Source organism: Campylobacter sp. CH278 (genome assembly GCF_004378845.1).
Lineage (GTDB): Bacteria > Campylobacterota > Campylobacteria > Campylobacterales > Campylobacteraceae > Campylobacter_D > Campylobacter_D jejuni.
Genome location: NZ_RYXZ01000007.1, coordinates 68,031 through 88,785, shown reverse-complemented (window position 1 = coordinate 88,785; position 20,755 = coordinate 68,031). Strand labels below are relative to the sequence as shown.

The window sequence follows — 20,755 nt, the reverse complement described above, 5'->3', positions numbered from 1 at the left end:
CTTCTTGCTTCAAAAACTTTTGAAATTAAAATTTTAAAAAGGAAGTTAAAATGTCAAAACCATTAAATGAAGAGATTTTTGTTGAATTTAAAAGCGATCTAGCTGAAAGAAAAAATGAAGTTTTGCTTCAAGTTTTAGAACTTTTAGAAACTTTTAGATCAGGTGAAAATGAAAAAATGGTAAGAATTTCAAGTGAGCTTACAGAAATTTTAGAAAATGAAGAAAATTTAGAGAAAATTTTAAATGCTAAAAATTTAGAAGAGCTTTTAAATATCTTAACTGCTTTAAATGAAGATAAGATGATTAAAGTATATGAAGATTCTTATTTGAAAGAAAAATTTCCTAATGTAATGGTAGGTAAATTTTTAAAATAATTTTTTGAAGGAAAAGTGATGTCAAATTTAGCTCCGCAAAATGATGTTTTAAATCTTACGCCGAGTAAAGCTTCTACCACTAGCAGTTCTTTTAGTAAAACAAGTAAAAATAAAGAACATGAAAGTAGTGATAGTAAAAATTCAACTCAAGATGATACAGAGAGTTTTTTAAATTCTTTGCTTAATTCTATCGATGAAACTAATGAATTTTTACCTGATCATATGAAGATCAGTCAAAAAGAAGTTGTTAATGAAGCGATGGATAGACTTCAAAAAGGAGCTTTTGATGAGAGTGATAAGATAAGCATTTTCGAATCTGCTTCTTTTATGCAAATTCTTTCTTTGTTGGATAAACTAAAAACAGATACAGCAGATGTTAAACTAGCAAATCTTTCTACTCAGCTTTCTAGTCTTATTAAAACAGAGGCTAATTTTAATGCTTTAAAAGGTGCATCAAATCTTAGTGAGCTTTTGGACATAGCTAAAGATTTGGGCTTAAATGTAAAAAATATTAAAGTAGATCGTCTTCTTGATCTTAAAGCAACTTTTCCAAATTTAGATAAGGCTGATTTTTTTAAAGGTGCTGTGGATAATGTTTTTAAAGAAATTATCAATAGTAAAATTTCTAATGTAAGTAAAAATTTAAATCACAATTTACAAAATACAACTCATACTACAAGTACTCATTCTACGCAAAAAACAAATTCTAAAGATAGCGGTTCTTTACTTTCTCAAACTTTAAAAAATTTAGATTCTATACTTTCATCTAAAGAGAATAAACATGAAAAAAATAATAAAGTTAAATCAAAAATAGAAGAAGATACCGTAGATGTTAAAAATACTTTAAAAAATATCAAAAATGATGAGCTTGTAAAAAATTTAACAGAAGAGTTAAATATAAAAGATAAAAAAAACCAAGATAATTTAAATAAAGATAACAATCTTAAAGATTTGATTAAAGATGGTACAAAACAAGATAAAAATTCAAATAAAGAGCTAAAAGACAATGCAAGTACTCAGGAGCTTACAAATCTTAAAGATTTAAATAAAGAAAGCAAAGATTTAAACAAAGATTTTAATAAAGATTTTAATAAAGAGTTAAATAAAAATCAAGAAAAAAACAATTTAAATCAAGAAAATATACAAGATCAAAATAAAAATTTAAAGAACAATAATCAAAATTTAAATTTTGATAAAAATTCAAATAAAGAAATTGTCAAAGATACTCAGAATTTAGTTTCAAATTTAACGCAAAAAGATTTTAGTTTAAATAAAGAGCCTAAAAACAACAACAAAGAAAATAAAGATATAAAACAAAATTTCTTTGATCAAAAATTAAATTTTGAAAATTTAAATAAAACTCAAGTAGTTCAAAACAAAGAGAATAATGCAAATTTTAATAACAATACTAATAAAGAAACTTTTACTCAAGAACAAACAAAAATAACGCATAGTGAAAATGTAGATAAAAATAGTTTGGATGAGCTAAATTCTTTAGTCAAAGATTTAAATAAAGTAACGCAAAATAATGCTCGCAATATCACTCCTAAAGAGACTTTGCAGCATTTTTCACAAGATTTGAAAGAGGCTGTAGATCAATATAAAGCACCTATTACTAAGCTCAGTATCACTTTAAATCCTAATAATCTTGGAGAAGTTGAAGTAACTTTGATACAAAGAGGTAATAACCTTCATATTAATTTCAACTCTAATACCAATGCAATGAATTTATTTATCCAAAATCAAACCGAGTTTAAAAATTCTCTTGTAAATATGGGATTTACTGGACTTGAAATGAATTTTAGCGATCAAGGAAAAAGAGAGCAAAATCAAAATCAAGGAAAAAATCGTAGTGGATATGGTTTTAAAGATGCTCTAGATGGAAAAAATGAAAGTGAAAAAGTTAATCTAGAACTTGTTTTAGCGAAGTATTTCTAATATGGAACACTTATTGCTTTTAATTAAAAAAGACTTAATATAAAAAGGATTTTATAATGGCAACAACAAATTGGAATAGTAATCTTAACTGGACTAACACTGCTAACACTACTAACAATAGTACAACTAAAACAGACAATTCATCTAATTCTAATAATAATTCAGGAGTGGTTAGTAACCCTAATGCAACTCTTGATAAAGATGCATTTTTAAAACTTCTTTTGATTGAGCTTCAGCATCAAGATCCAACCGATCCTATGGATAGTGATAAAATGCTTACTCAAACTTCACAGCTTAGCGCACTTGAAATGCAGCAAAATACCAATACAACTATGCAAAAAATGGTTGAAACTATGCAAAAACTTTCTGATTCTTTTAGTACGAGTATGAGTACTTCAGCTTTGGGGGCTATTGGTAAAATGGCAACTGTTTCAGATAATAAAATCAAACTTACAGGCGCAGATGAGCTTATTGCTCTTAAAATGTATTTACCTGAAGATTCTGATGAAAATGGTGTTACGCTAGAAATTTATGATAGTAATAATAAACTTGTTTTCAGTGAAAAAAGCGATGCTAAATCCATTTCTCAAGGTCTATTTACTATGGAGTGGCCAGGAAGAAATAATGATGGGGTTTATGCAGGCGATGGTGAGTACACTGTTAAAATGGTTTATAACAATAAAAATGGCGAAAAAATCACTGCAAATTATGGTACATATCCTATAGAGGGTATTGTATTTAAAGATGGACAAGCTATAGCTAAAATGGCCGGACAAGAAGTGCCTTTTGATGCAATACAAGAAATAACAGATTATAAGCTTAGCTCATCTTCATCTACTGGAGAAAGTGGTTCAAGCGGAGACTCAAATAGTGGTTCAAGTGATGGAGATTCTTCTGGATCTACAGAAGATGGTGATAAAGAGGAAAAGGCATAAACCATGATGAATTCATTTTATAATGGAGTTTCTGGAGTTAAAACTAATAGTTTTGGTATTGATATTTATGCAAATAATATTGCTAATGTTAATACCACTGGTTTTAAATATTCTGATGCTCAGTTTAAGGATATTTTTTATACTACCATAACAACTCAATCAACCAACCCTGCTCAAGGTGGATATGGTGCTGGAGCCGCTTCTTCTAATATTGTTTTCGAGCAAGGTTCTCCTGTTGCAAGTGATGGGGAATTTGATGTAGCGTTGCAAGGAAAAGGATTTTTCGGAGTTTTGGGGGCTGATGGCAATGCTTACTATACTAGAAATGGTTCATTTAGAAGAGATGCTAATGGATATTTAGTGGATTCTTATGGAAATTTTGTTTTAGGAACAATGAATCCTGCTTTTACCGGTATCAACTATAGCGATAGAGTTGCTGGGCTTATGGGGGATTATCTTAACACAGGAACTCCGGTAAATAATGGTTTTACTGTAAATTCAAATAATTCTTTCAGTATAGGCACAACCGCTTCTCAAGGGGCTATTAAAGTACCTGTGAATATGTATTTACCTCCTCAAGTAACTCAAAATGTAAAATGGAGTGGAAGTTTAAATACTAACACAACAACAGAAGTAGTTAAAGTAGATCTTGATCCTAGTAAATTTAACATTACAAAAACTGAAGATGGAAAATATGTAGTTAGCGGTAGTGTTAGCAAAGAAGATGTGTTTAGTGCTAAAGCAGGTGATAGGATTATTTTAAATTTTACTGATGATAATGGGGTAAAAAAAAGTTTTGAGGCAACTTTGGATGAAAATTTTAATTTTAAAAGCAATGAGCTTGATTTAAAAGGCTTGGATGAAAATAGTATCAAGCTTGATACAGCTCAAATTTCAACAGAACAACAAAAGGCTAATAAAGATATTTTAGAGTCCCCTATTTATAATGCAGATGGAAGCAAAAGTACTTTAAGGGTTACACTTGAAAGAGTTTTACCGCAAGAAGGCGATAATATACAATATAAAGCCATTGCACAAATTTATGATTCTAATGGCAATGCCGTAGGCAATCCAACTGAAGGAAATATGGTTTTTGATAAAAATGGTGCTTTGCTTCAAAACAATATTACAAGCATTGCAAATCCAAATGGTGGAACAATTAATATTGATTTAGGCTCTCCTTATGATGCTAACAAACCTGGTTCAGGTTATAGCGGGATTTATATTAAAGAAGGCGTTGAAAAAAATGTAGTTACACAGCAAGATGGTGTAGCTGAAGGATTTTTTGAACAATACAATATATCCGATGATGGAAGTATTGTTGCGCAATTTAGCAATGGTAAAAACGCCATAGTTGGAAAGCTTGCTTTATATAATTTTATCAATGAGCAAGGATTGGCTGCTATGGGAGATAATATTTTTGCAGCAACGGCAAATAGCGGTGATGCAAGTTTTATTATGAAAGATGGTCAAGTTGTTAATACAGCCAAATTTAAAGGCGGATTCTTAGAACAATCAAATGTTGATTTAAGCACAGAGCTTTCAAACCTTATCGTAACTCAAAAAGCCTTTGATGCAAGCTCAAAAAGTATCACTACAAGTGATCAGATGATACAAAAAGCCATTAATATGAAAAGATAATTTTTAGGAATTATCTTTTTCTAATTTTTCAAAAATAATTTTAATTTCTTCTATGTCATTTTCGTTATAATTATGGCTTGATTTAATATAACTTACTTGCTGTCCTTTTTCAAGATATAAAACCTTTTCATAGTCTTTTAAATTTATATGATGTTTTAATTCAAGGTCGGTGTTTGTTTTAGGATAAAATTTTAAAAAATTATCCTCTCCGATATTTTCGGCTTTTATGTATATTTTTACATTGTAAACCATTTCATTTAAGAAATTTAATTTCGCATCAATTTGATATTTTAATTTTATAAGTTTTTTATACGAAATGCTAAGATGATTGTATTTTTTTATGATATCGTGATAAAGATTTGAAAATTTCATTTCTATGGCACTAGGATTTTTAGTCTTTTGAAGTTTGATGATTTTGATTTGATTTTTGATTAGATAATCATAATAATTTTGCATTTTGCTTATGGTGTCATCAAGCTTACTTTTTATTTTAAGGCTTAGATTTTTAAGATTTTCGCATTCTGTATCTGAGTTGTTTTCAATAGAAACTAGTGGCGAAACTACGATATTGTTTTTAAATTTTATATTGTTTGTTATGATTAGATTTTTTCTTGGATATAAAGTATTATCTGTTAGTAAATTGCAAATATAAATATTTTCTGCTTCTATTTTTCCACCCATGCAGTTTTCAACAAATACATTTTTAGCTATAATTGTCCCATTTTCTAAATTTTTTATATATACAGTGTCAGCTTGCAAAGTTCCTTTGTGTGTTGTAATAAAAATATCTTGTGCAAAAATTTCGCTTTTTGCATGAGTTAAGCCTTTGATGCTGATATTTTTTCCATAAAGTTTTGTTGCTCCAATACTCCCATTTACTTTTATATTTGAAGCTTGAACATTTACAATACCTGATTTAATAGCATCATCACTTATATCAAAATTAGTGATTTCTAAGTTTATATTTTCATCGGTATTTGTTTTGATTGAACCAGTTGTTTTAAGCCCTATTTGTGATAATTTTAAATTATTTGCAATACAATATCCTGTATGTTCTTTGTTTAAAAATCCATAATTGGCGCTAAAATATTTAATTCTATCTTCTAATTCTTCTGTATAAATGCTTTCATCTTTTATGATAAAAGGATTATCAAGAAAGGCTATTGGATTTAAATGAAGTATCTCTCCTCTTAAATTTCGTCCTTCTTTTCCAAGAATTCTATAAATGTATTCAAAAAGTAGTTCATTTTTTTCAATAGGTTTGCAGTAACTTCCTTCATCATAGTTAATATTTTCGTCAAAACATTCTTCGTTAACATCTCTATGATAAATAATTTCATCACTTTTATGTTCAATCTTATCTACACCTTTGGCAATTTCAACCTCTATTTCTTTAATAGATGGATTTTTTTGTATTGATAAGATAAAATCATCAATCTTGTCAAATAAATTTTTATCAAGTCTTAAGATTAAAAATTTTTGCTTGATCATTATTTTGTAGATATTTTGCAAAATATCAAATTTTAAATTAGGGTAATATTTAAAATTTTCTGTAAGGTTGATACTGGCTTTTAGATGGGTTAGGTTGGAGTTGGATCTAAGTTTGATTGTAAAAGGAAAATTTTGGGTTTTTGGATAAATTTCTATAAGAAATTTTTGTATTATGGTATTGTAGTTTTTTACAAAAAAATCATCCGCATAAAATAAGTCAAAATCCTTTCTTTCATAAGCTTTTGTTTTCGCTGGTTTTACACTAGAACACAGAAGTTTAAAATCTATAACCCTAAAATCAAGAATTTGTTCTGTGTTTGCTTGTTCGTGATTTAAACTTTCAAAAGGATTGAAAGTTTCTTAAAGTTTTTATTTCATAGCTCATTGTTACACTCCTATACTTTCAAGGATATGGTTTAATTTTTCATAATTTTGATTTAGATCAAAATGATCCAAATGTACTAAAATTTGTCCACATTTTTCACATTTTAAAGTATTTTCTTTGTTAGCAAGCTCTTGATGTATAGTCTGTGGAACTGCATGGATACGTAAAGAACAATTGTAAATATAATCATGAGTTTTTTCAGCTCTTAGGTCTTGTTTAATTGATTTTAGTTTTATATATTGTTCTAAGGTATAATGGATTTCTTGAAGGTGTAGGGCTTTTTTTGTAAAATTAGCTATCCATAATATCTTCATTAGCAAAATGATCTAAAATCCAATCTTTGGTTAATATGGAAAGTTCTTGAGACATTTTTACAATATTATCTGAATACTCTAAAAGCTCTTTAGTTTTTTCTATTAATATTTGATGAGATTTTTTATGTTCTTCAATCAAAGGAAAATCGATACTTTCCATAAATTTTTCTTCATCTTTAAAATGAATTTTGATGTATTGAAATAGTTTTGCAAGAATTTGTTTTAGATCATCTTTATACTGTGTATTGTTTTCTTGAATTTTGAGAGCTAAATCATTTGCAAGATTGGTAATTTCAAAAATTAGTTCGTGTTGTTTGTCTAATTGCATATTTTTAATGCTAAAATCTCTACTTCATTTAACTTCCATATTTTTTTCCTTTATTGTAATAATAATTACCCTTTATAATTGTCTTTTTTGGAAAATAAAAAAATAATTTTACAAATGAATTTTAAAAATTTATATAAAATATAGCTAATTTGTTACTTATTTATACATGTGTGTTTTAGTTTTTAACTCAAGGCTTTTTAAGGCTAGTATGTTATAATATGATTGCCTTTTCTTAGACCTGTGCAATGCTATTTTTAAGCACCGCTTCAGGGTGGGAACACAGCAGAGCACTTGATTTTAGTGTGTGCCGCAGTTATCTGGGGAAAGGTTTTCTTCGTTTAAAATTTTCCTCCATTTTTTAGACTGTTGTTTTTATAAAGTAAAAATTATGTATATTTGTAATAATAAATTAAAAATTTATTTAAAAATTATAATTTTAAGATTTATTAAAATATTAGTTAACTAGAATTTAAGTATTATAAATTACATTACCAATATCAAAGGATAAACAATGGATAGAAAGAAAATTTCCTTGTTGGTGCTGTGCATTTTAATTGCAGCTGTATTTTGGCTTATACCTACTCCTGTAGGTTTGGAAAATAATTCTTGGCATTTTCTTGGGCTTTTTATTGCTGTGATTATGGCAGTGATTTTACAAGTAATGCCTTTGGGGGCTGTTTGTATGATAGCTATTGCCATAGTAGCTCTTAGTGGCATTACCACTACTCAAAGTTCTGTGCGTGCTACGCATATAAAAACTCTTGAGGGAATTGTTTTAAGAGATAATTCTAATATTTATAAAACAACTATGGATGAGGCAGTTGAAGCCGCTACTTTGCAGGCTTTAATCAATGCTAATATAAGTAGAAATTTAAAAGCAAAAGTTGATGAAATTTTAAAATCAAGCACAGATGTAAATTATCAAATTGAAAATCTAAGTAAAATTTACACCAAAGCTACTTCAAAAACTTCTACGCAACAACTTATTGATGAGACCAAAATTTCAGCTTTAAATACTTTAGCACTTGATTTTTTATCTCAAAACAGTATAGATGAAAAGGTAAATACTGCTATATCAAATTTAAAATCTAAAACGGGTATAAAAGACGCTTTAAGTGGTTTTTAAAATTCTCTTATTTGGCTTATAGTTATTTCTATTATCGTGGCTCGTGGAGTTATTAAAACAGGACTTGGAGAGCGTTTGGCTTATCATTTTATCAGTATTTTTGGTAAAAAAACATTAGGTATTGCTTATTCTATAGCTTTTTGTGAAACCATTTTAGCTCCAGTTACTCCTTCAAATACTGCAAGAGCAGGGGCTATCATAAATCCTATAGTTCAAGCTATTGCAAGAAGTTTTAAATCCACTCCTGAAGATGGAACGCAAAATAAAATAGGCACTTATCTTTCTTTGGTAAATTATCAAGCTAATCCTATTTCATCAGCTATGTTTATTACAGCTACAGCTCCAAATCCTTTGGTGGTTGATCTTATAGCACAAGCTACAAATTTAGAAGTGCATTTAACTTGGGGACAATGGGCTTTAGGGATGTTTTTACCCGGTATAGCTGCTATGCTTTTGATGCCTTTGGTGCTTTATTTTCTTTCTCCGCCAGAAATTAAATCTACGCCCAATGCTTCCGCTTTTGCTAAAGATAAATTAAAAGAACTTGGAAAAATGAAAAATAGTGAAAAAATCATGCTCAGTGTTTTTGTCTTGCTTTTGCTTTTATGGGCTGGAGCTTTGGGCTTGTTTTTTGGAATTTCTCTTGATGCGACTAGTGTGGCTTTACTTGGGTTGTCTTTAGTGTTGATTAGTGGAGTTTTAACTTTTGGGGAAGTTTTAGCTGAAAAAGCTGCTTGGAATACTTTAGTATGGTTTTCAGCTCTTGTAATGATGGCAACTTTACTTGGTAAACTTGGTGTTACTCAGTTTTTAGCCGAAGCTTTAGGCGAATTTGCTTCTGCTATGGGACTTGGGGAAATTTCTATTATGATATTTTTAAGCCTTGCTTTTTTATATACACACTATTTCTTTGCTTCCACTACAGCTCATATATCAGCAATGTTTTTTGTTTTTTATAGTGCAGGGCTTGCTTTAGGAGCACCACCACTTCTTTATGCTTTTATTATGATAGCTTCAGGTAATGTTATGATGGCATTAACTCACTATGCAACAGGAACAGCTCCTGTTATTTTTGGAACAGGCTATGTAACTCTTAAAAAATGGTGGAGTATAGGTTTTGTGATTTCCATAGTTGATATAGTAGTGATGATAGCTGTTGGGCTTTTTTGGTGGAAAATTTTAGGATTTTATTAATAATTTCTAGGAATTAATTCCTAGAAATTATTCTATAAAACCGCTTGCTATGACTTTATCATAATCATAAAAGACTGCCATTTGTCCGCTAGCAAGTCCATAAACAGGATTTTTTAGAGTGATTTTTGCACTTTTATCTTCATAAATTTCTACCTTACAAGGTGTAGATTTTGAGCGATAGCGGATTTTTACTTCGCAATCAAGCTCTTTAGCGTCTATAAAAAGATTGATATTTTTTAGGTTAAATTCACTGATTTTAAGTTCTTCTTTGGTTCCTACGATGATTTGATTTTGCTTAGGATTGATTTTTAAAACAAAATGTGGCTCATGCGCCCCACGCACTTCAAAGCCTCTTCTTTTGCCTATGGTATAGTGCATATAGCCCTCATGTTTGCCTACCACTTTTCCGCTACTATCTAATACTTCTCCAGGAATTTTTGTATCCATAAACTGATCTAAAACTTGCACATAAGTATCTTCAACAAAGCAAATTTCAGAACTTTCCTTTTGAGTGGCAAAAGATTTTAAAACCTCTATAGTGGAAGCAAATTTTTTCACATCTTCTTTTTTCATCTCACCTAGCGGAAAAATAAGATATTTTAAAGCTTCTTTATCTGCACTAGCTAAAAAATAGCTTTGATCTTTACTTTCATCTACTGCGGTTTTTATTAAGTTGTTTTCAAGTCTTGCATAATGTCCTGTGGCAAGTTTTTCGCAACCTAAACTTTTAGCAAATTCTAAAAGTTTTCCAAGTTTGATAAAACGGTTACATAAAGCACAAGGATTTGGCGTTTTGCCTTCTTTATAAGTATCCACAAAAGGCATATAAACCTTATTTTTAAAATCTTCTTGTAAGTCTAAAATATGATAAGGAATTTGCAAAAAATTTGCAACTTTTTCTACTTTTTTGATATTTTCTTCATGGTAATTTGGTTTGCCATGAAGCTTCATATAACAACCTATAACTTCATGACCTAAATTTTTAAGTTTATAAGCAGTAACTGTGCTATCAACACCACCGCTCATAGCGACTAGAATTTTCATTAAATTTCCTTTAAAGTATTAATTATAAAATCCAAGTCGTCAGTGATTTTATACTTTAACTCATCTCCTTTAGAAATCACTTCAAGTTTGAGTAAAGAATTTCTGACGAACTCATCAAAACCTCGCCAAAATTCACTCCCAAACAAAATAATAGGAACATCTTTTTTAAATTCTAATTGTTTTAATGTAAGAATTTCACACAATTCATCAAGTGTTCCAAAGCCGCCTGGGAAAATCACAAAAGCTAGACTCTTTTCAATAAGAGCCATTTTGCGTATGGCTAAGCTCTCAAAGGTTATATTGTATTCCACAAAATCATTTAGCTTTTGCTCATGAGGTAAAAGTATATTAAAGCCTACTGATTTTATAGAATTTGCATTGTTTTTGCATTCAAATGCACCTGCATTGGCTGCGCGCATAATGCCACCACCTCCACCGCTAATAACACAAAAGCCATTTTCTACACATAAATTGGCTAATTTTTTGGCTTGCGCAAAATAAAAATTATCTTCTTTTAATCTTGCAGAACCAAAAAAAGTTACGGCATTTTTTAGGTTTGGTATGTTAGCAAATTTTTCTAAATCTTGGCTTATTTTTTCATTCATTTTTCAACCTTTAGTTAAAATAAATTCCATTCTAGCTAAAAATTTATAATAAGTTCTTTATTGTATAAGTTTTTAATAGGTTTATTTTATTAAGATTAGGAATTTAAAGACTTTTAAATCCTTAAACCTTAATATCTATACTTTTTGGTGCAGAATTTGAAGAAAGGATTTGATTAAATTCCCCTGCATCATCATCACTAAATTTCATACCAAAAAGAAGTTCTAATTCTTTAGCCTTATTAAAACTATTTTCTAAAAGCTTTTTTAAGAATTCGCTGCTTATATTATTATCTTTATAAGTTTCTTTGTTTTTGCTTTCGCCTTGAATGGCTTTGAAGGGTTTTTCATCTGGGTTTTGACCATTTTCGTTGCTTTCTTGGGTAGAATTTGAGCTTTGTTGTTTATTTAAAAACCTATCTATCTCTTCTTGAGTAAGTGGTTTAACATCAAGTGCGTCAATAAATCGTTTTTTTCTTTCATCTTTTTCAGCAACCCATATTCTTGCGAATTCACTCGCACTTGTAAGAGTTTTTAGAAGATTGGCTTCGCGTATTCTGGCAATCTTATCTCTTGGAATAAATTCAATATTATCAATGTCATACGCTCCGTTAAGAATTTCCCATTCCTCTTCAGTTAATTTATCTTTTCGCATTCGCTCAAGCAAGGAATTTTCAACTTCTTTAACATCTGGGTCTCCATTATAGCCGTATTTGTTCGCATATTCTTCACTAAGCATTTCTCCAAAATATTTTTGCACAAAATCTTCCCAATAAGCATCTTCTTCACTTTTTGGCTCATCTTTTTTAGTATAAGTATATTCATTATTTTCATCTTTTTTAATGCTTAAAGCATTATTTGGATAATTGATATTAGGATAGTGAGAATTAAGACTTATCATAAAAATCCTTTTTTAAAATACTAAAATAACCTTGGATTCCAACCACCCATAGCATCTTCTATCACGCTCTTATATTGATGGGCGAATTCTCTTATAATTCTATTGTTATTTAACATAGGAGAGGAATTATACTGATAGATTTGTCCATTATTTACATTATAAACAGCAACCCCATAAGTAAATAAAACATAAGGCTGTCCTAAATTTGAATATTTAATTTGTCTTTTTACCTTATATACAGGACGATAATCAGCAGGGGAATTCGCACTGACTTGCAACCAAGCAAATAATCTGTCTCTACTAGGATTTTGACATTTATCTTCTCCTGCACCGCACAAACCTTTGTTAAGATTTTCGAGTTCATATTGCGTAAAATCTACAATAGCATAAACTTCTGAGGTTAAATTGCGTCTGTCTTTAAAAATTTTATAATCCCCAAAAACATACCCACCCTTAACTTGTTTCATCTCATCTAAATTAAGAGCTTTAACCCCTTGAGAATTATCACTTAAAGCACCATTACTAACTTTAGCTAAAAAATCCCCAGCAAAAGCAGAACTAGCTAACAAAGAACCTAAAATCAATGAACTTGCTAATTTTTTAAACATAATTTCTCTTATTTAATTATTTTTACTCTTTATTTGAATAATATCACAAATTATATATTAAAATCAAATTTTTTATTTGGAACATTCATTGCTTTTAAAAAAATTGAAAATATTTAAAAAGGCAACAATGAAAAAGATTTATTTAGCATTTATGGTTTTAGTTAATTGTGTTTTTGCTAGTGATGAACTAAATATAGACAGTTTATTTAAAAAGCAAATAGGCTTAAGAAGCATTACAAGCTTTTCTTTGCTTAGCACAGGAAATGCAAACTCGTATTCTCTTTATCCTAATATAACAATAGGCGGAGATCCTACAATTTGGAATGATACAAAGCAGGTGTTTTTAACTCAAACTTTCATTTATACCATAACACCTAAGTTTGACATACTTATTTCAGGGGGTGGAAGCTATGCAAGGCAGGAATATACAAACTTTTTTACAAATGAGTATTCTAGTAAAAACAGAATAGGTTTTGATAGTTTATGGCTAGGTTTTATTTATACAGGCGATAGCATTGCAGATTTAATTCCACAAATTACCTTTCAAACTGCAGTCGTTCAAAGAGAAAAAGCAATCAATCAAACCAAAAACTTTTATCTAAAATCACAAAGCTTACAAGCTAGTCTAAGGGGATATAGCGACCCTGTTGTATATAGCATTTATACCGGCTTTGGTTATAACCAATCAAGAAAATTTAAAACCCTTAAAATAGAGTATGGAAATAGTATTTATGTGGGCGGGGATTTATCTATTATTCTAAGCCCTAAGATTACTTTAGATTTGGGAGCAGAGCAAAGATTTCAAACCGAGCAAAAAATTAATGGTTGTCAAAATTTTGAAGTGCGTTCTATTCCAACTTTAAGTTTAGGTTCTACTTATAGCATTAATTCAGATACCGCAGTTTCTGTTAATGCTAGTTTTGGAGGAAGCTCTGCTTCTCCTGATAGCATATTTGGGATAAGCTTATGGAGAAAATTCTAAAAATTTTATTATTTTTACTCATTCTTGCTTTGAGTGCAAAAGCCGAATGGGTAGTTAAGTCTTATCAAGAAATTAAAAACGAAAGAGTAATAAGACAAACTTATGAAGAGTCTTGTGGAGCTTCATCTTTAGCAACTTTACTTAATATACTTGATGATCAAAAAAAGTTTGATGAACTTGAACTTTTAAAGATTATGAGTGGACAAGAACTTTATACGGATATGGTAAGCTTTGCAGATTTAAACGATGCAGTTAAAAAACTGGGCTTTCAAAGCAATTCATATCAAATCAATAGAGAAAACTTGGATAAACTTGTAAATATTCCAATACTTGTAAAAATTGAAGATGATCCACGCTTTCCACATTTTGTTATAATTATCAATCATAAAGGAAATTATTTGCAAATACTTGATCCAAGCCATGGAGAATATATAAGTTCTAAAAGTCAATTTTTTAGTATTTGGGATAGATATAATAAAGGTGGTTATGCTTTAATTGTTGCTCCTAAAAAAGAGCTAAAACCTTTTAAGTTAAATACTCCAAAATCTTTACATTTTGATTTCAGCCCTTTTAGTTTGTTTTAGTTTTAATTTATTTATTATTCTTAATTTGCAGGCTAAAACTTTTTATCTTAGTTGTTCTAATCTTTCTTTTTTAGAACCAATTTCTGTAATTTGAACGCCGAAGTTACCATCGACAATTACTACCTCGCCATAAGCAATTCTTTTATCCCCAATTAAAATTTCAAGTGGATCATTTGCGAGTTGATTGAGTTCTACCACAGAACCTATATCCATAGTTAAAACATCTTTTAAAAGCATTTTTTTATTACCTATACGTACACGAACGGGTAAACGTACATCCATGATGAGATTGATATTTTTAAGTTCTTCGCTAAGCATGATTGTTTTTTCTTCAGTATTGTGATTAGAATCAGTACTTGCACCACCTGTTTCAGCTGGTTTTCCACTTAAAATGTCATAGAGTGTTTGATCTATAGCCAAAGAAACCTGTTCTTCTAAATCATTTATTTTTACATCATATAAAAATAACTTTTTAAAGTCTTTAAAATCTACACTTTCAGGCACAAATTCACAAGATTCTATACTAAAATCCATTTTTGGAATGTCTTTTTGAGCTCCTAAGGTTGTAGAAAATGCTGAAACGATGTTTTGGATGGCTTCTTTAGCAGCATCCATTTCATCAGGACCTAGGTTATCGTTTTTAGATATTTCTTCTTCACCCATCATCCATTCGCCAATAGCACTCATCAACACAGCACCAGCTAAAATTCCTATTTTTCCTCCATTTGCTATATTAAATATAGCATATACTAAAGGTGCTTTTAAAGTATCGCTTGCATTGACATCAAATTCTTTATATTCGCTAAATTCAGCACTTTTTCCTGTTAAACCTTCAATAGTACTGATACATTCATTTGTAAACATTTTTAAAAAATCATTGATCATATTTCTTCATCCTCCTCTTCAGGCTCATCATAAACACTGGCTTTAGCTTTACGCTCTTCTTCGTATTTTTCCAAAATTTCTTTAATTTCATCTTTATCTGTGCGTATAAGTTCTAAAATTTTAATAGATTTTCTAAAACGATGCAATCCAATTTGTGCTAAGAAAACATCTTTTTTATCGATACTTACTATAGCTTTATCATCTGCTTCTCTATCAAGTCTTAAAATATCACCTTGTTTGAGTTCTAAAAATTCATGAACATTAATTAAAGTTTTTCCTAAAATTGCTTCATATACTACTTCAGCACGACCGATTAAAGTTTTAAGCTCTTTGTTACGTGATTTTTTGGCTGAAGTTTCACCCATCATAATGTCGCGGTTTGCCAAACGGCTTAATATACTTTCTAAATGCACTACAGGATAGCAGATATTTACCATACCGCTTGAATTTCCTATGATGATTTCCATTACTACCATGATCACAATCTCATTTTGAGATACGATTTGCACAACATTTGGACTTGATTCTTTAGCTTCTATACTAGGATAAATTTCAGTTACAGTAGCCCAGCTTTCTTTAAGTCTTTGCATAATGATACGCAAAATAGAATCAAGCAAATTAAGCTCAATATCCGTAAGCTCACGCGAAGCTTCATAGCTATCGCCTTGACCACCTAAAAGCCTGTCTATCATAGGAAAAGCTATGCTTGGATTGATTTCTAAAACACAGTTTCCATCTAAAGGTTTGATAGAAAAAACGTTAAAACTTGTTGGGCTTGGCAAAGACATTAAAAACTCTCCATAAGTCATCTGATCAACTGAATGAAGTTTAGTTTCAACAATACTTCTCATCATCGATGAAATTTGAGAGGCTAAATTTCTTGCCAATTTATCATGTATGCCTTTAATCGTCCTAAGTTGTTCTTTTGAAACTCTGTTTGGGCGCTTAAAATCGTATACAACGATATTTCTTTCATCTTTTTCATCTTTTGAATTTGAGGCTATGGGTGTGTCGGTGTTATCATCGACAACTTCAAGTAGAGCATCAATTTCTTCTTGGGAAAGTATCTCAGCCATTACACTAGCCTTTCTCTAAGTTTTTTAAGAAGTTTTTTGTGAATTTGTGAAATTCTGCTTTCACTGATTTGTAAAATTTCACTGATTTCTTTTAGGCTTAATTCTTCATAATAATAAAGCTGAATAATTAACTGATCGCGCTCTTTAAGATCATCTAGCACTTCGTGAATTTTTTCTAAAAGTTCTTCTTTTTCAATTTTTTCTAAAGTATTGTCTTCGTTATAAAGTTCGATTTGCTCATCGATGGGCAGGGTATAGCTAATAGCATGAGCTGTTCTTACCTCTTTGATTTTTTCTACATCTAAATCAAGTTTTTTGGCTAGATACTCATCATCAGGTTCGCATTCATTCTCAAGGAAATATTCATCCATGATTGCATCAATATCTTTAATAATTTTGCGATTATTGCGACTCATTACATCAAGACTTCTAAGATAATCAAGCATAGAGCCATTAACTCTTTTTCTTGCAAAACCCCAGAAGTTATCATTTTGTTCTTTATCGTAACGGCGTGAAAGTTTTATCATTTCTTCAACGCCTATGCTAATAAGATCATTAACATCTATGCTTGAAGGCAAGCGTTCTTTTAGTCTAAAAGCCATAGCACGTAGAGCTGGCATGTAAGAAAGCACAAGCTCATCTTGCTCTTTCTTTAGCATTTGTGCATAAGCTTTAGGCGGCTCTTTTAGCATTTCTTCGTCTTTCTTTGGATTCATTTTTCTTTAGCTCTTCTCTTTCTTCATTGAGCTTTTCTAAAATTATATCCATTTTCTTTTCACGAATAACTAAATCGTTGATAATATTATTGCTAGTTTTTTCATAATCGTGTTTATTAAAGATTCTGCCACTAATTTTCTTTACATCTATAAAATTCATAATAGCAATATGAACAAAAACATAAAACATAAAAGTAATAAAACAAGTAAAAATCAGTATATCAAAGGCTTCATCTATACTAATAATGCTAAATGCAAGTCCTATAAAAAATCCACAAACAGTGAAAAATGCTACGTAATTTTCTGGCCTCATAATCTCTTCTCTTTATTGCTAAAATCTTTCAATAATTTTTCTAAAAAAACTTGAAAAACTACGATTTGAAACATTATCAAGCACTTTCCGTTCCAATCTATATAAAAGCTTGGAAGCTAGGGCTTTAAGCTCATCACTTGAGGCTGTGTTTTCATCGCTAAATAAAGTTCTTTTTTTAATACTACCACTTACATCTTTAGAAGCGCTTAAATGACCTAAGAATTCTAAATTTAAAGGATTTTTAATGTTTGCATCTGCAACTTTTTTAATATTTTCAAAAACTTTTAAAGCTTCATTTTCATTTTTTACAACATTAAAGAGCATTAGTAAATTTTCTTTTGTCTTAGAAGTTGTTTTTATGGTTGCATACGCATCAGTGATTGCTGCAGGATCAGGAACAGTTACTACTATAACTTCATCAGCCATTTCTAAAAAATTTAAAATATTTCCACCAATACCCGCGCCTGTGTCGATAATAAGAAAATCAAGCTCATCTAAAATACTTGCTTGATTTAAAAATCTCTCGTAAATATTTTTATCATTATATTTTAAAATCTCATCTCCACTTTCGCCTGGGATGAGCCATAAATTTGGCTTAACTTCTATTAAAATATCTTCCAAAGAACATTCTCCGCGTAAAACATGCAAGAGATTTTTTTGTATGCGTACATTTAAAATGACATCCAAATTTGCCAAGCCAATATCAGCATCAAAAAGTCCAACTTTATAGCCATTATTTGCTAAAACATTGGCTAGATTTGCGCTAATCGTACTTTTTCCAACGCCACCTTTTCCACTTGTAATGGCTATAAAATGAGTATTTTGGGATTTTTTGGTTCCATTTTGACTCATGAGATTGCGAAGTTTATTTGCTTGGTTATTCATTATTTTTTCCTTTGTTAAACCCTTCTAAAATACAATGAACTAGAAAATCACTATTGGCTACTTCTAAATCATCTGGCACTTCTTGTCCTGTAGAGAAAAAGCTTAGAGGAATATTTGTTTCATAAATAAGAGAGAAGATATTTCCAAAAACCTTTGTTTCATCAAATTTAGTAATAATCAAAGTATCAATATTTAAGAATGAAAAATTTTTATAAATTTCCATTAAATCTTCATGTTTGGTGTTTGCAGAAACCACTAAATTTACATCAATTTCTGCATTTGAGTGCATTAAAAATTCTTTAGTTTTAGCAAGTTTGCTTTGATCGTATTGTGAATTTCCTATAGTATCAACTAAAATTACTTCGCAATTATTTAAGCTTTTTATCGCTTCATCTAAATCCTTTGGTTCTATGCTATCAATAATAGGAAGTTTCATCATTTTTGCATACTGAAAAAGTTGCTCCACCGCACCGATTCTATAAGTATCAAGCGTAATAATACCTGTTTTATAACGCTTATCTCCATAAGCATAGCGAAAAGCTAACTTAGCTAATGTTGTTGTTTTTCCGACTCCTGTTGGGCCTACTAGCATCATGATTTTTTGTTTTTTTATATCGCTTTCAACACGACAAGGCAAGATATTTCTTAAAAGTGAGTGAAAATATCTTTGAACCGCATCTTTGTTGGTTTTCATAGCAGCTGGCATATTTTCTATAGTTGCTTTCATAATCGCTTCTAGATGATTTTCAAGCATTCCACTTTCTTTGGCTTGTTTATAAATACTTGCAAATTCAGGGGGTATCATAAGATTTTTTCTAGCTTCAGCTTTATCGTCCCACATCATATCTGCAAGAAGATCTATTTTATCGTTAAGCTTGTTGATTTGTTTTTCAAATTGCTTTTCAAAATTTTCTATTTTTTTATTATAATTTGGATTAGGGGTGTAATTTTCTAAAGGTGTGTTTGTGACTTTAGAAATTTCATTGCTAACTTCACTTAGTTTTTCTTTAAAATCATCAAAGCCTAGAGTCTTATTTTGATGAGGGTTGATTTTGTTTTGTGGAAAATCTTGATAGGTTTTTTTAGTTAAGTCATTGTTTTTTACAGTGTTTAAATTTGTATTTAAGCGAGTGTTTGAGAAATCCAAGACTACATCTTCATCTTCTTGAGGGATTTGAGATCTAATTTTTTCTTCTGCAAGAGAGGTAGAAGATGGTTTTGGCGAGCTTTTTTTTGCAGGTAAAGATTTTCCTTGTTTTTTTAAGTGTTCTTCATAGTCGCTTTCTTCTATGGCTACCATAACCTCATAAAGCGCACTGCGATTTAAGGTTTTAGGACGAATTTGTTTATTTGTTATAATTAAAGCTTTATCTCCGTAATCTTCTTTTACTTTGGGTATAATTTGTTCTGTATCTTCAACAGTAAAAGTATGTATAAGTTGTCCCATTTATATTCCTTATATCATGCCTAAAGGCAAAATTACACTCACTCTTTCTTTAGCCCCTTTATGAGGCACCTCACACCACTTATCACGCTTGACTTTTTGTGAAAAGTATAAAAGATCTAAATCAAGCGTTCTAGGAGCGTTTTTGAAAGTTCTCTTGCGTTTAAATTTTACTTCATAATAAAGTAAAACTTTCAAAAGTGCTCGTGCATGCAAATTAGTTTGTATCAACATAACAGCATTGGTAAAATCTTTTTGTTCTTTAAAACCAAAGGCTTCATTTATCAACATAGGAGATGTGGATAAAATTTTAAATCTTTTATCATCCATCATTACTCGAAAAAGCATATCAAATCTTTTTTTTTCGGGCTCTATATTGCTTCCTAAGCCTATAAGAGCTAAATATTTAAAAGATCGTATATTTTGACTAAAAAAAGGAAAAAAACGACTTTTTTCAAAGTGTTTTACTCCTTGAATTTTTAGCATTATTATTTATTCGTTTGTTGTGCTTGTTGCATCGCACGCAAATTTTTTATTTGTTCGCAAATTTGAATTATACCCATTAAAGCCAAGTGATAGCCAAAAGGACCAAAACCAACAATAGTTCCAGAACATACAGGTGCTATAAGACTTTTTTGACGAAATTCTTCTCTACGATAAACATTGCTAATATGTACTTCAATTGTAGGCAAAGCTACTGCTGCAATAGCATCGCGAATAGCTACTGAAGTATGAGTATAACCTGCTGCATTGATAATAATTCCATCAACTGTTCCAAGGCATTCTTGAATTTTATCTACGATTTCACCTTCAAAATTACTTTGGAAAAAGTCAAGTTCTACATTGTTTTGCGATGCTGCAAGTTTCATTTGCTCATGAATTTCTTCCATTTTCATAGCACCATAAATTCCCACTTCTCTTACGCCAAGCATATTAACATTTGGGCCTTGGATAATCATTATTTTCATGGATTTAACCTTAAAAATTTA

General features: G+C 30.1%; 18 protein-coding genes, 1 other RNA gene and 3 pseudogenes. 8 read left to right on the top strand and 14 right to left on the bottom strand.

Annotation, left to right across the window (positions count from 1 at the left end; genetic code table 11):
* Positions 1-50 precede the first annotated feature (50 nt).
* The 4 genes from ELQ04_RS06925 to ELQ04_RS06910 are packed head-to-tail and all read left to right on the top strand — an operon-like array spanning position 51 to position 4,888.
* Positions 51-374 (top strand): hypothetical protein, encoded by a 324-nt coding sequence (locus ELQ04_RS06925; protein ID WP_002881198.1) that lies wholly within the window; start codon positions 51-53, stop codon positions 372-374.
* Between the two features lie 15 nt (positions 375-389).
* Positions 390-2,312 carry a flagellar hook-length control protein FliK gene (locus ELQ04_RS06920; RefSeq protein ID WP_079264688.1) on the top strand — a complete coding sequence of 641 codons (1,923 nt, stop codon included), beginning with the start codon at positions 390-392 and terminating at the stop codon, positions 2,310-2,312.
* Between the two features lie 53 nt (positions 2,313-2,365).
* The gene (locus tag ELQ04_RS06915; protein WP_032595251.1) at positions 2,366-3,247 is read left to right on the top strand and encodes a flagellar basal body rod modification protein; all 882 of its coding nucleotides are present in this window, start codon (positions 2,366-2,368) and stop codon (positions 3,245-3,247) included.
* A 3-nt stretch (positions 3,248-3,250) separates the two neighbouring features.
* Complete coding sequence (locus ELQ04_RS06910) at positions 3,251-4,888, top strand: flagellar hook protein FlgE (RefSeq protein ID WP_044778222.1); 1,638 nt, start codon at positions 3,251-3,253, stop codon at positions 4,886-4,888.
* Positions 4,889-4,891: 3 nt separating this feature from the next.
* Here the strand turns inward: ELQ04_RS06910 and ELQ04_RS06905 are convergent.
* Both ELQ04_RS06905 and ELQ04_RS06900 read right to left on the bottom strand, forming a co-directional pair.
* A pseudogene (locus tag ELQ04_RS06905) lies at positions 4,892-6,764 on the bottom strand (flagellar assembly protein A).
* A 2-nt stretch (positions 6,765-6,766) separates the two neighbouring features.
* Positions 6,767-7,406, bottom strand: a pseudogene (locus tag ELQ04_RS06900) (bacteriohemerythrin).
* A gap of 229 nt (positions 7,407-7,635) precedes the next feature.
* On the opposite strand from ELQ04_RS06900, the gene ffs reads away from it, so the two are divergent.
* Both ffs and ELQ04_RS06890 read left to right on the top strand, forming a co-directional pair.
* Positions 7,636-7,733, top strand: an RNA gene (ffs, locus tag ELQ04_RS06895) — signal recognition particle sRNA small type.
* A 184-nt stretch (positions 7,734-7,917) separates the two neighbouring features.
* Positions 7,918-9,726, top strand: a pseudogene (locus ELQ04_RS06890) (DASS family sodium-coupled anion symporter).
* A gap of 27 nt (positions 9,727-9,753) precedes the next feature.
* Here the strand turns inward: ELQ04_RS06890 and mnmA are convergent.
* The 4 genes from mnmA to ELQ04_RS06870 all read right to left on the bottom strand — a co-directional run bounded on the left by mnmA (position 9,754) and on the right by ELQ04_RS06870 (position 12,881).
* A complete protein-coding gene (gene mnmA / locus ELQ04_RS06885; protein ID WP_002938465.1) occupies positions 9,754-10,770 on the bottom strand; it encodes a tRNA 2-thiouridine(34) synthase MnmA in 1,017 nt (338 codons plus the stop codon).
* Positions 10,770-11,375, bottom strand: coding sequence for a TIGR00730 family Rossman fold protein (locus tag ELQ04_RS06880; protein ID WP_126212014.1), 606 nt, complete (start codon positions 11,373-11,375; stop codon positions 10,770-10,772). Before ELQ04_RS06880 ends, mnmA begins: the two co-directional genes overlap by 1 nt.
* A gap of 121 nt (positions 11,376-11,496) precedes the next feature.
* On the bottom strand, positions 11,497-12,273 hold the full coding sequence (locus ELQ04_RS06875; RefSeq protein ID WP_134224481.1) for a hypothetical protein: 777 nt from the start codon (positions 12,271-12,273) through the stop codon (positions 11,497-11,499).
* 20 nt (positions 12,274-12,293) lie between these two features.
* Positions 12,294-12,881: a hypothetical protein gene (locus tag ELQ04_RS06870; RefSeq protein ID WP_070298899.1), complete on the bottom strand. Its 588-nt coding sequence runs from the start codon at positions 12,879-12,881 to the stop codon at positions 12,294-12,296.
* Between the two features lie 127 nt (positions 12,882-13,008).
* Here ELQ04_RS06870 and ELQ04_RS06865 point away from each other — a divergent pair, with 127 nt between their 5' ends.
* Both ELQ04_RS06865 and ELQ04_RS06860 read left to right on the top strand, forming a co-directional pair.
* Positions 13,009-13,863, top strand: coding sequence for a hypothetical protein (locus ELQ04_RS06865; protein ID WP_134224480.1), 855 nt, complete (start codon positions 13,009-13,011; stop codon positions 13,861-13,863).
* Positions 13,848-14,447: a C39 family peptidase gene (locus tag ELQ04_RS06860; RefSeq protein WP_134224479.1), complete on the top strand. Its 600-nt coding sequence runs from the start codon at positions 13,848-13,850 to the stop codon at positions 14,445-14,447. Before ELQ04_RS06865 ends, ELQ04_RS06860 begins: the two co-directional genes overlap by 16 nt.
* 42 nt (positions 14,448-14,489) lie before the next feature.
* Here the strand turns inward: ELQ04_RS06860 and fliY are convergent, their stop codons facing one another.
* Genes fliY through aroQ form a run of 8 tightly spaced genes read right to left on the bottom strand, consistent with a single transcriptional unit; the run spans position 14,490 to position 20,734 of the window.
* Positions 14,490-15,332 carry a flagellar motor switch protein FliY gene (gene fliY, locus ELQ04_RS06855; protein WP_002938454.1) on the bottom strand — a complete coding sequence of 281 codons (843 nt, stop codon included), beginning with the start codon at positions 15,330-15,332 and terminating at the stop codon, positions 14,490-14,492.
* Positions 15,329-16,408 carry a flagellar motor switch protein FliM gene (fliM, locus tag ELQ04_RS06850; protein WP_002851710.1) on the bottom strand — a complete coding sequence of 360 codons (1,080 nt, stop codon included), beginning with the start codon at positions 16,406-16,408 and terminating at the stop codon, positions 15,329-15,331. Before fliM ends, fliY begins: the two co-directional genes overlap by 4 nt.
* Positions 16,408-17,100 (bottom strand): RNA polymerase sigma factor FliA, encoded by a 693-nt coding sequence (locus ELQ04_RS06845; RefSeq protein ID WP_002883199.1) that lies wholly within the window; start codon positions 17,098-17,100, stop codon positions 16,408-16,410. The genes fliM and ELQ04_RS06845 overlap by 1 nt, the downstream gene beginning before the upstream one ends.
* Positions 17,081-17,437: a hypothetical protein gene (locus tag ELQ04_RS06840; RefSeq protein WP_002854547.1), complete on the bottom strand. Its 357-nt coding sequence runs from the start codon at positions 17,435-17,437 to the stop codon at positions 17,081-17,083. Before ELQ04_RS06840 ends, ELQ04_RS06845 begins: the two co-directional genes overlap by 20 nt.
* Before the next feature lie 18 nt (positions 17,438-17,455).
* Positions 17,456-18,322: a flagella biosynthesis ATPase FlhG gene (flhG, locus tag ELQ04_RS06835; RefSeq protein ID WP_002854691.1), complete on the bottom strand. Its 867-nt coding sequence runs from the start codon at positions 18,320-18,322 to the stop codon at positions 17,456-17,458.
* A complete protein-coding gene (flhF, locus tag ELQ04_RS06830) occupies positions 18,315-19,769 on the bottom strand; it encodes a flagellar biosynthesis protein FlhF (RefSeq protein WP_002854264.1) in 1,455 nt (484 codons plus the stop codon). Before flhF ends, flhG begins: the two co-directional genes overlap by 8 nt.
* Before the next feature lie 9 nt (positions 19,770-19,778).
* Positions 19,779-20,252: a 2-amino-4-hydroxy-6-hydroxymethyldihydropteridine diphosphokinase gene (gene folK / locus ELQ04_RS06825; protein ID WP_002851803.1), complete on the bottom strand. Its 474-nt coding sequence runs from the start codon at positions 20,250-20,252 to the stop codon at positions 19,779-19,781.
* 2 nt (positions 20,253-20,254) lie between these two features.
* Positions 20,255-20,734 carry a type II 3-dehydroquinate dehydratase gene (gene aroQ / locus ELQ04_RS06820; protein ID WP_002852001.1) on the bottom strand — a complete coding sequence of 160 codons (480 nt, stop codon included), beginning with the start codon at positions 20,732-20,734 and terminating at the stop codon, positions 20,255-20,257.
* Between the last annotated feature and the right edge of the window lie 21 nt (positions 20,735-20,755).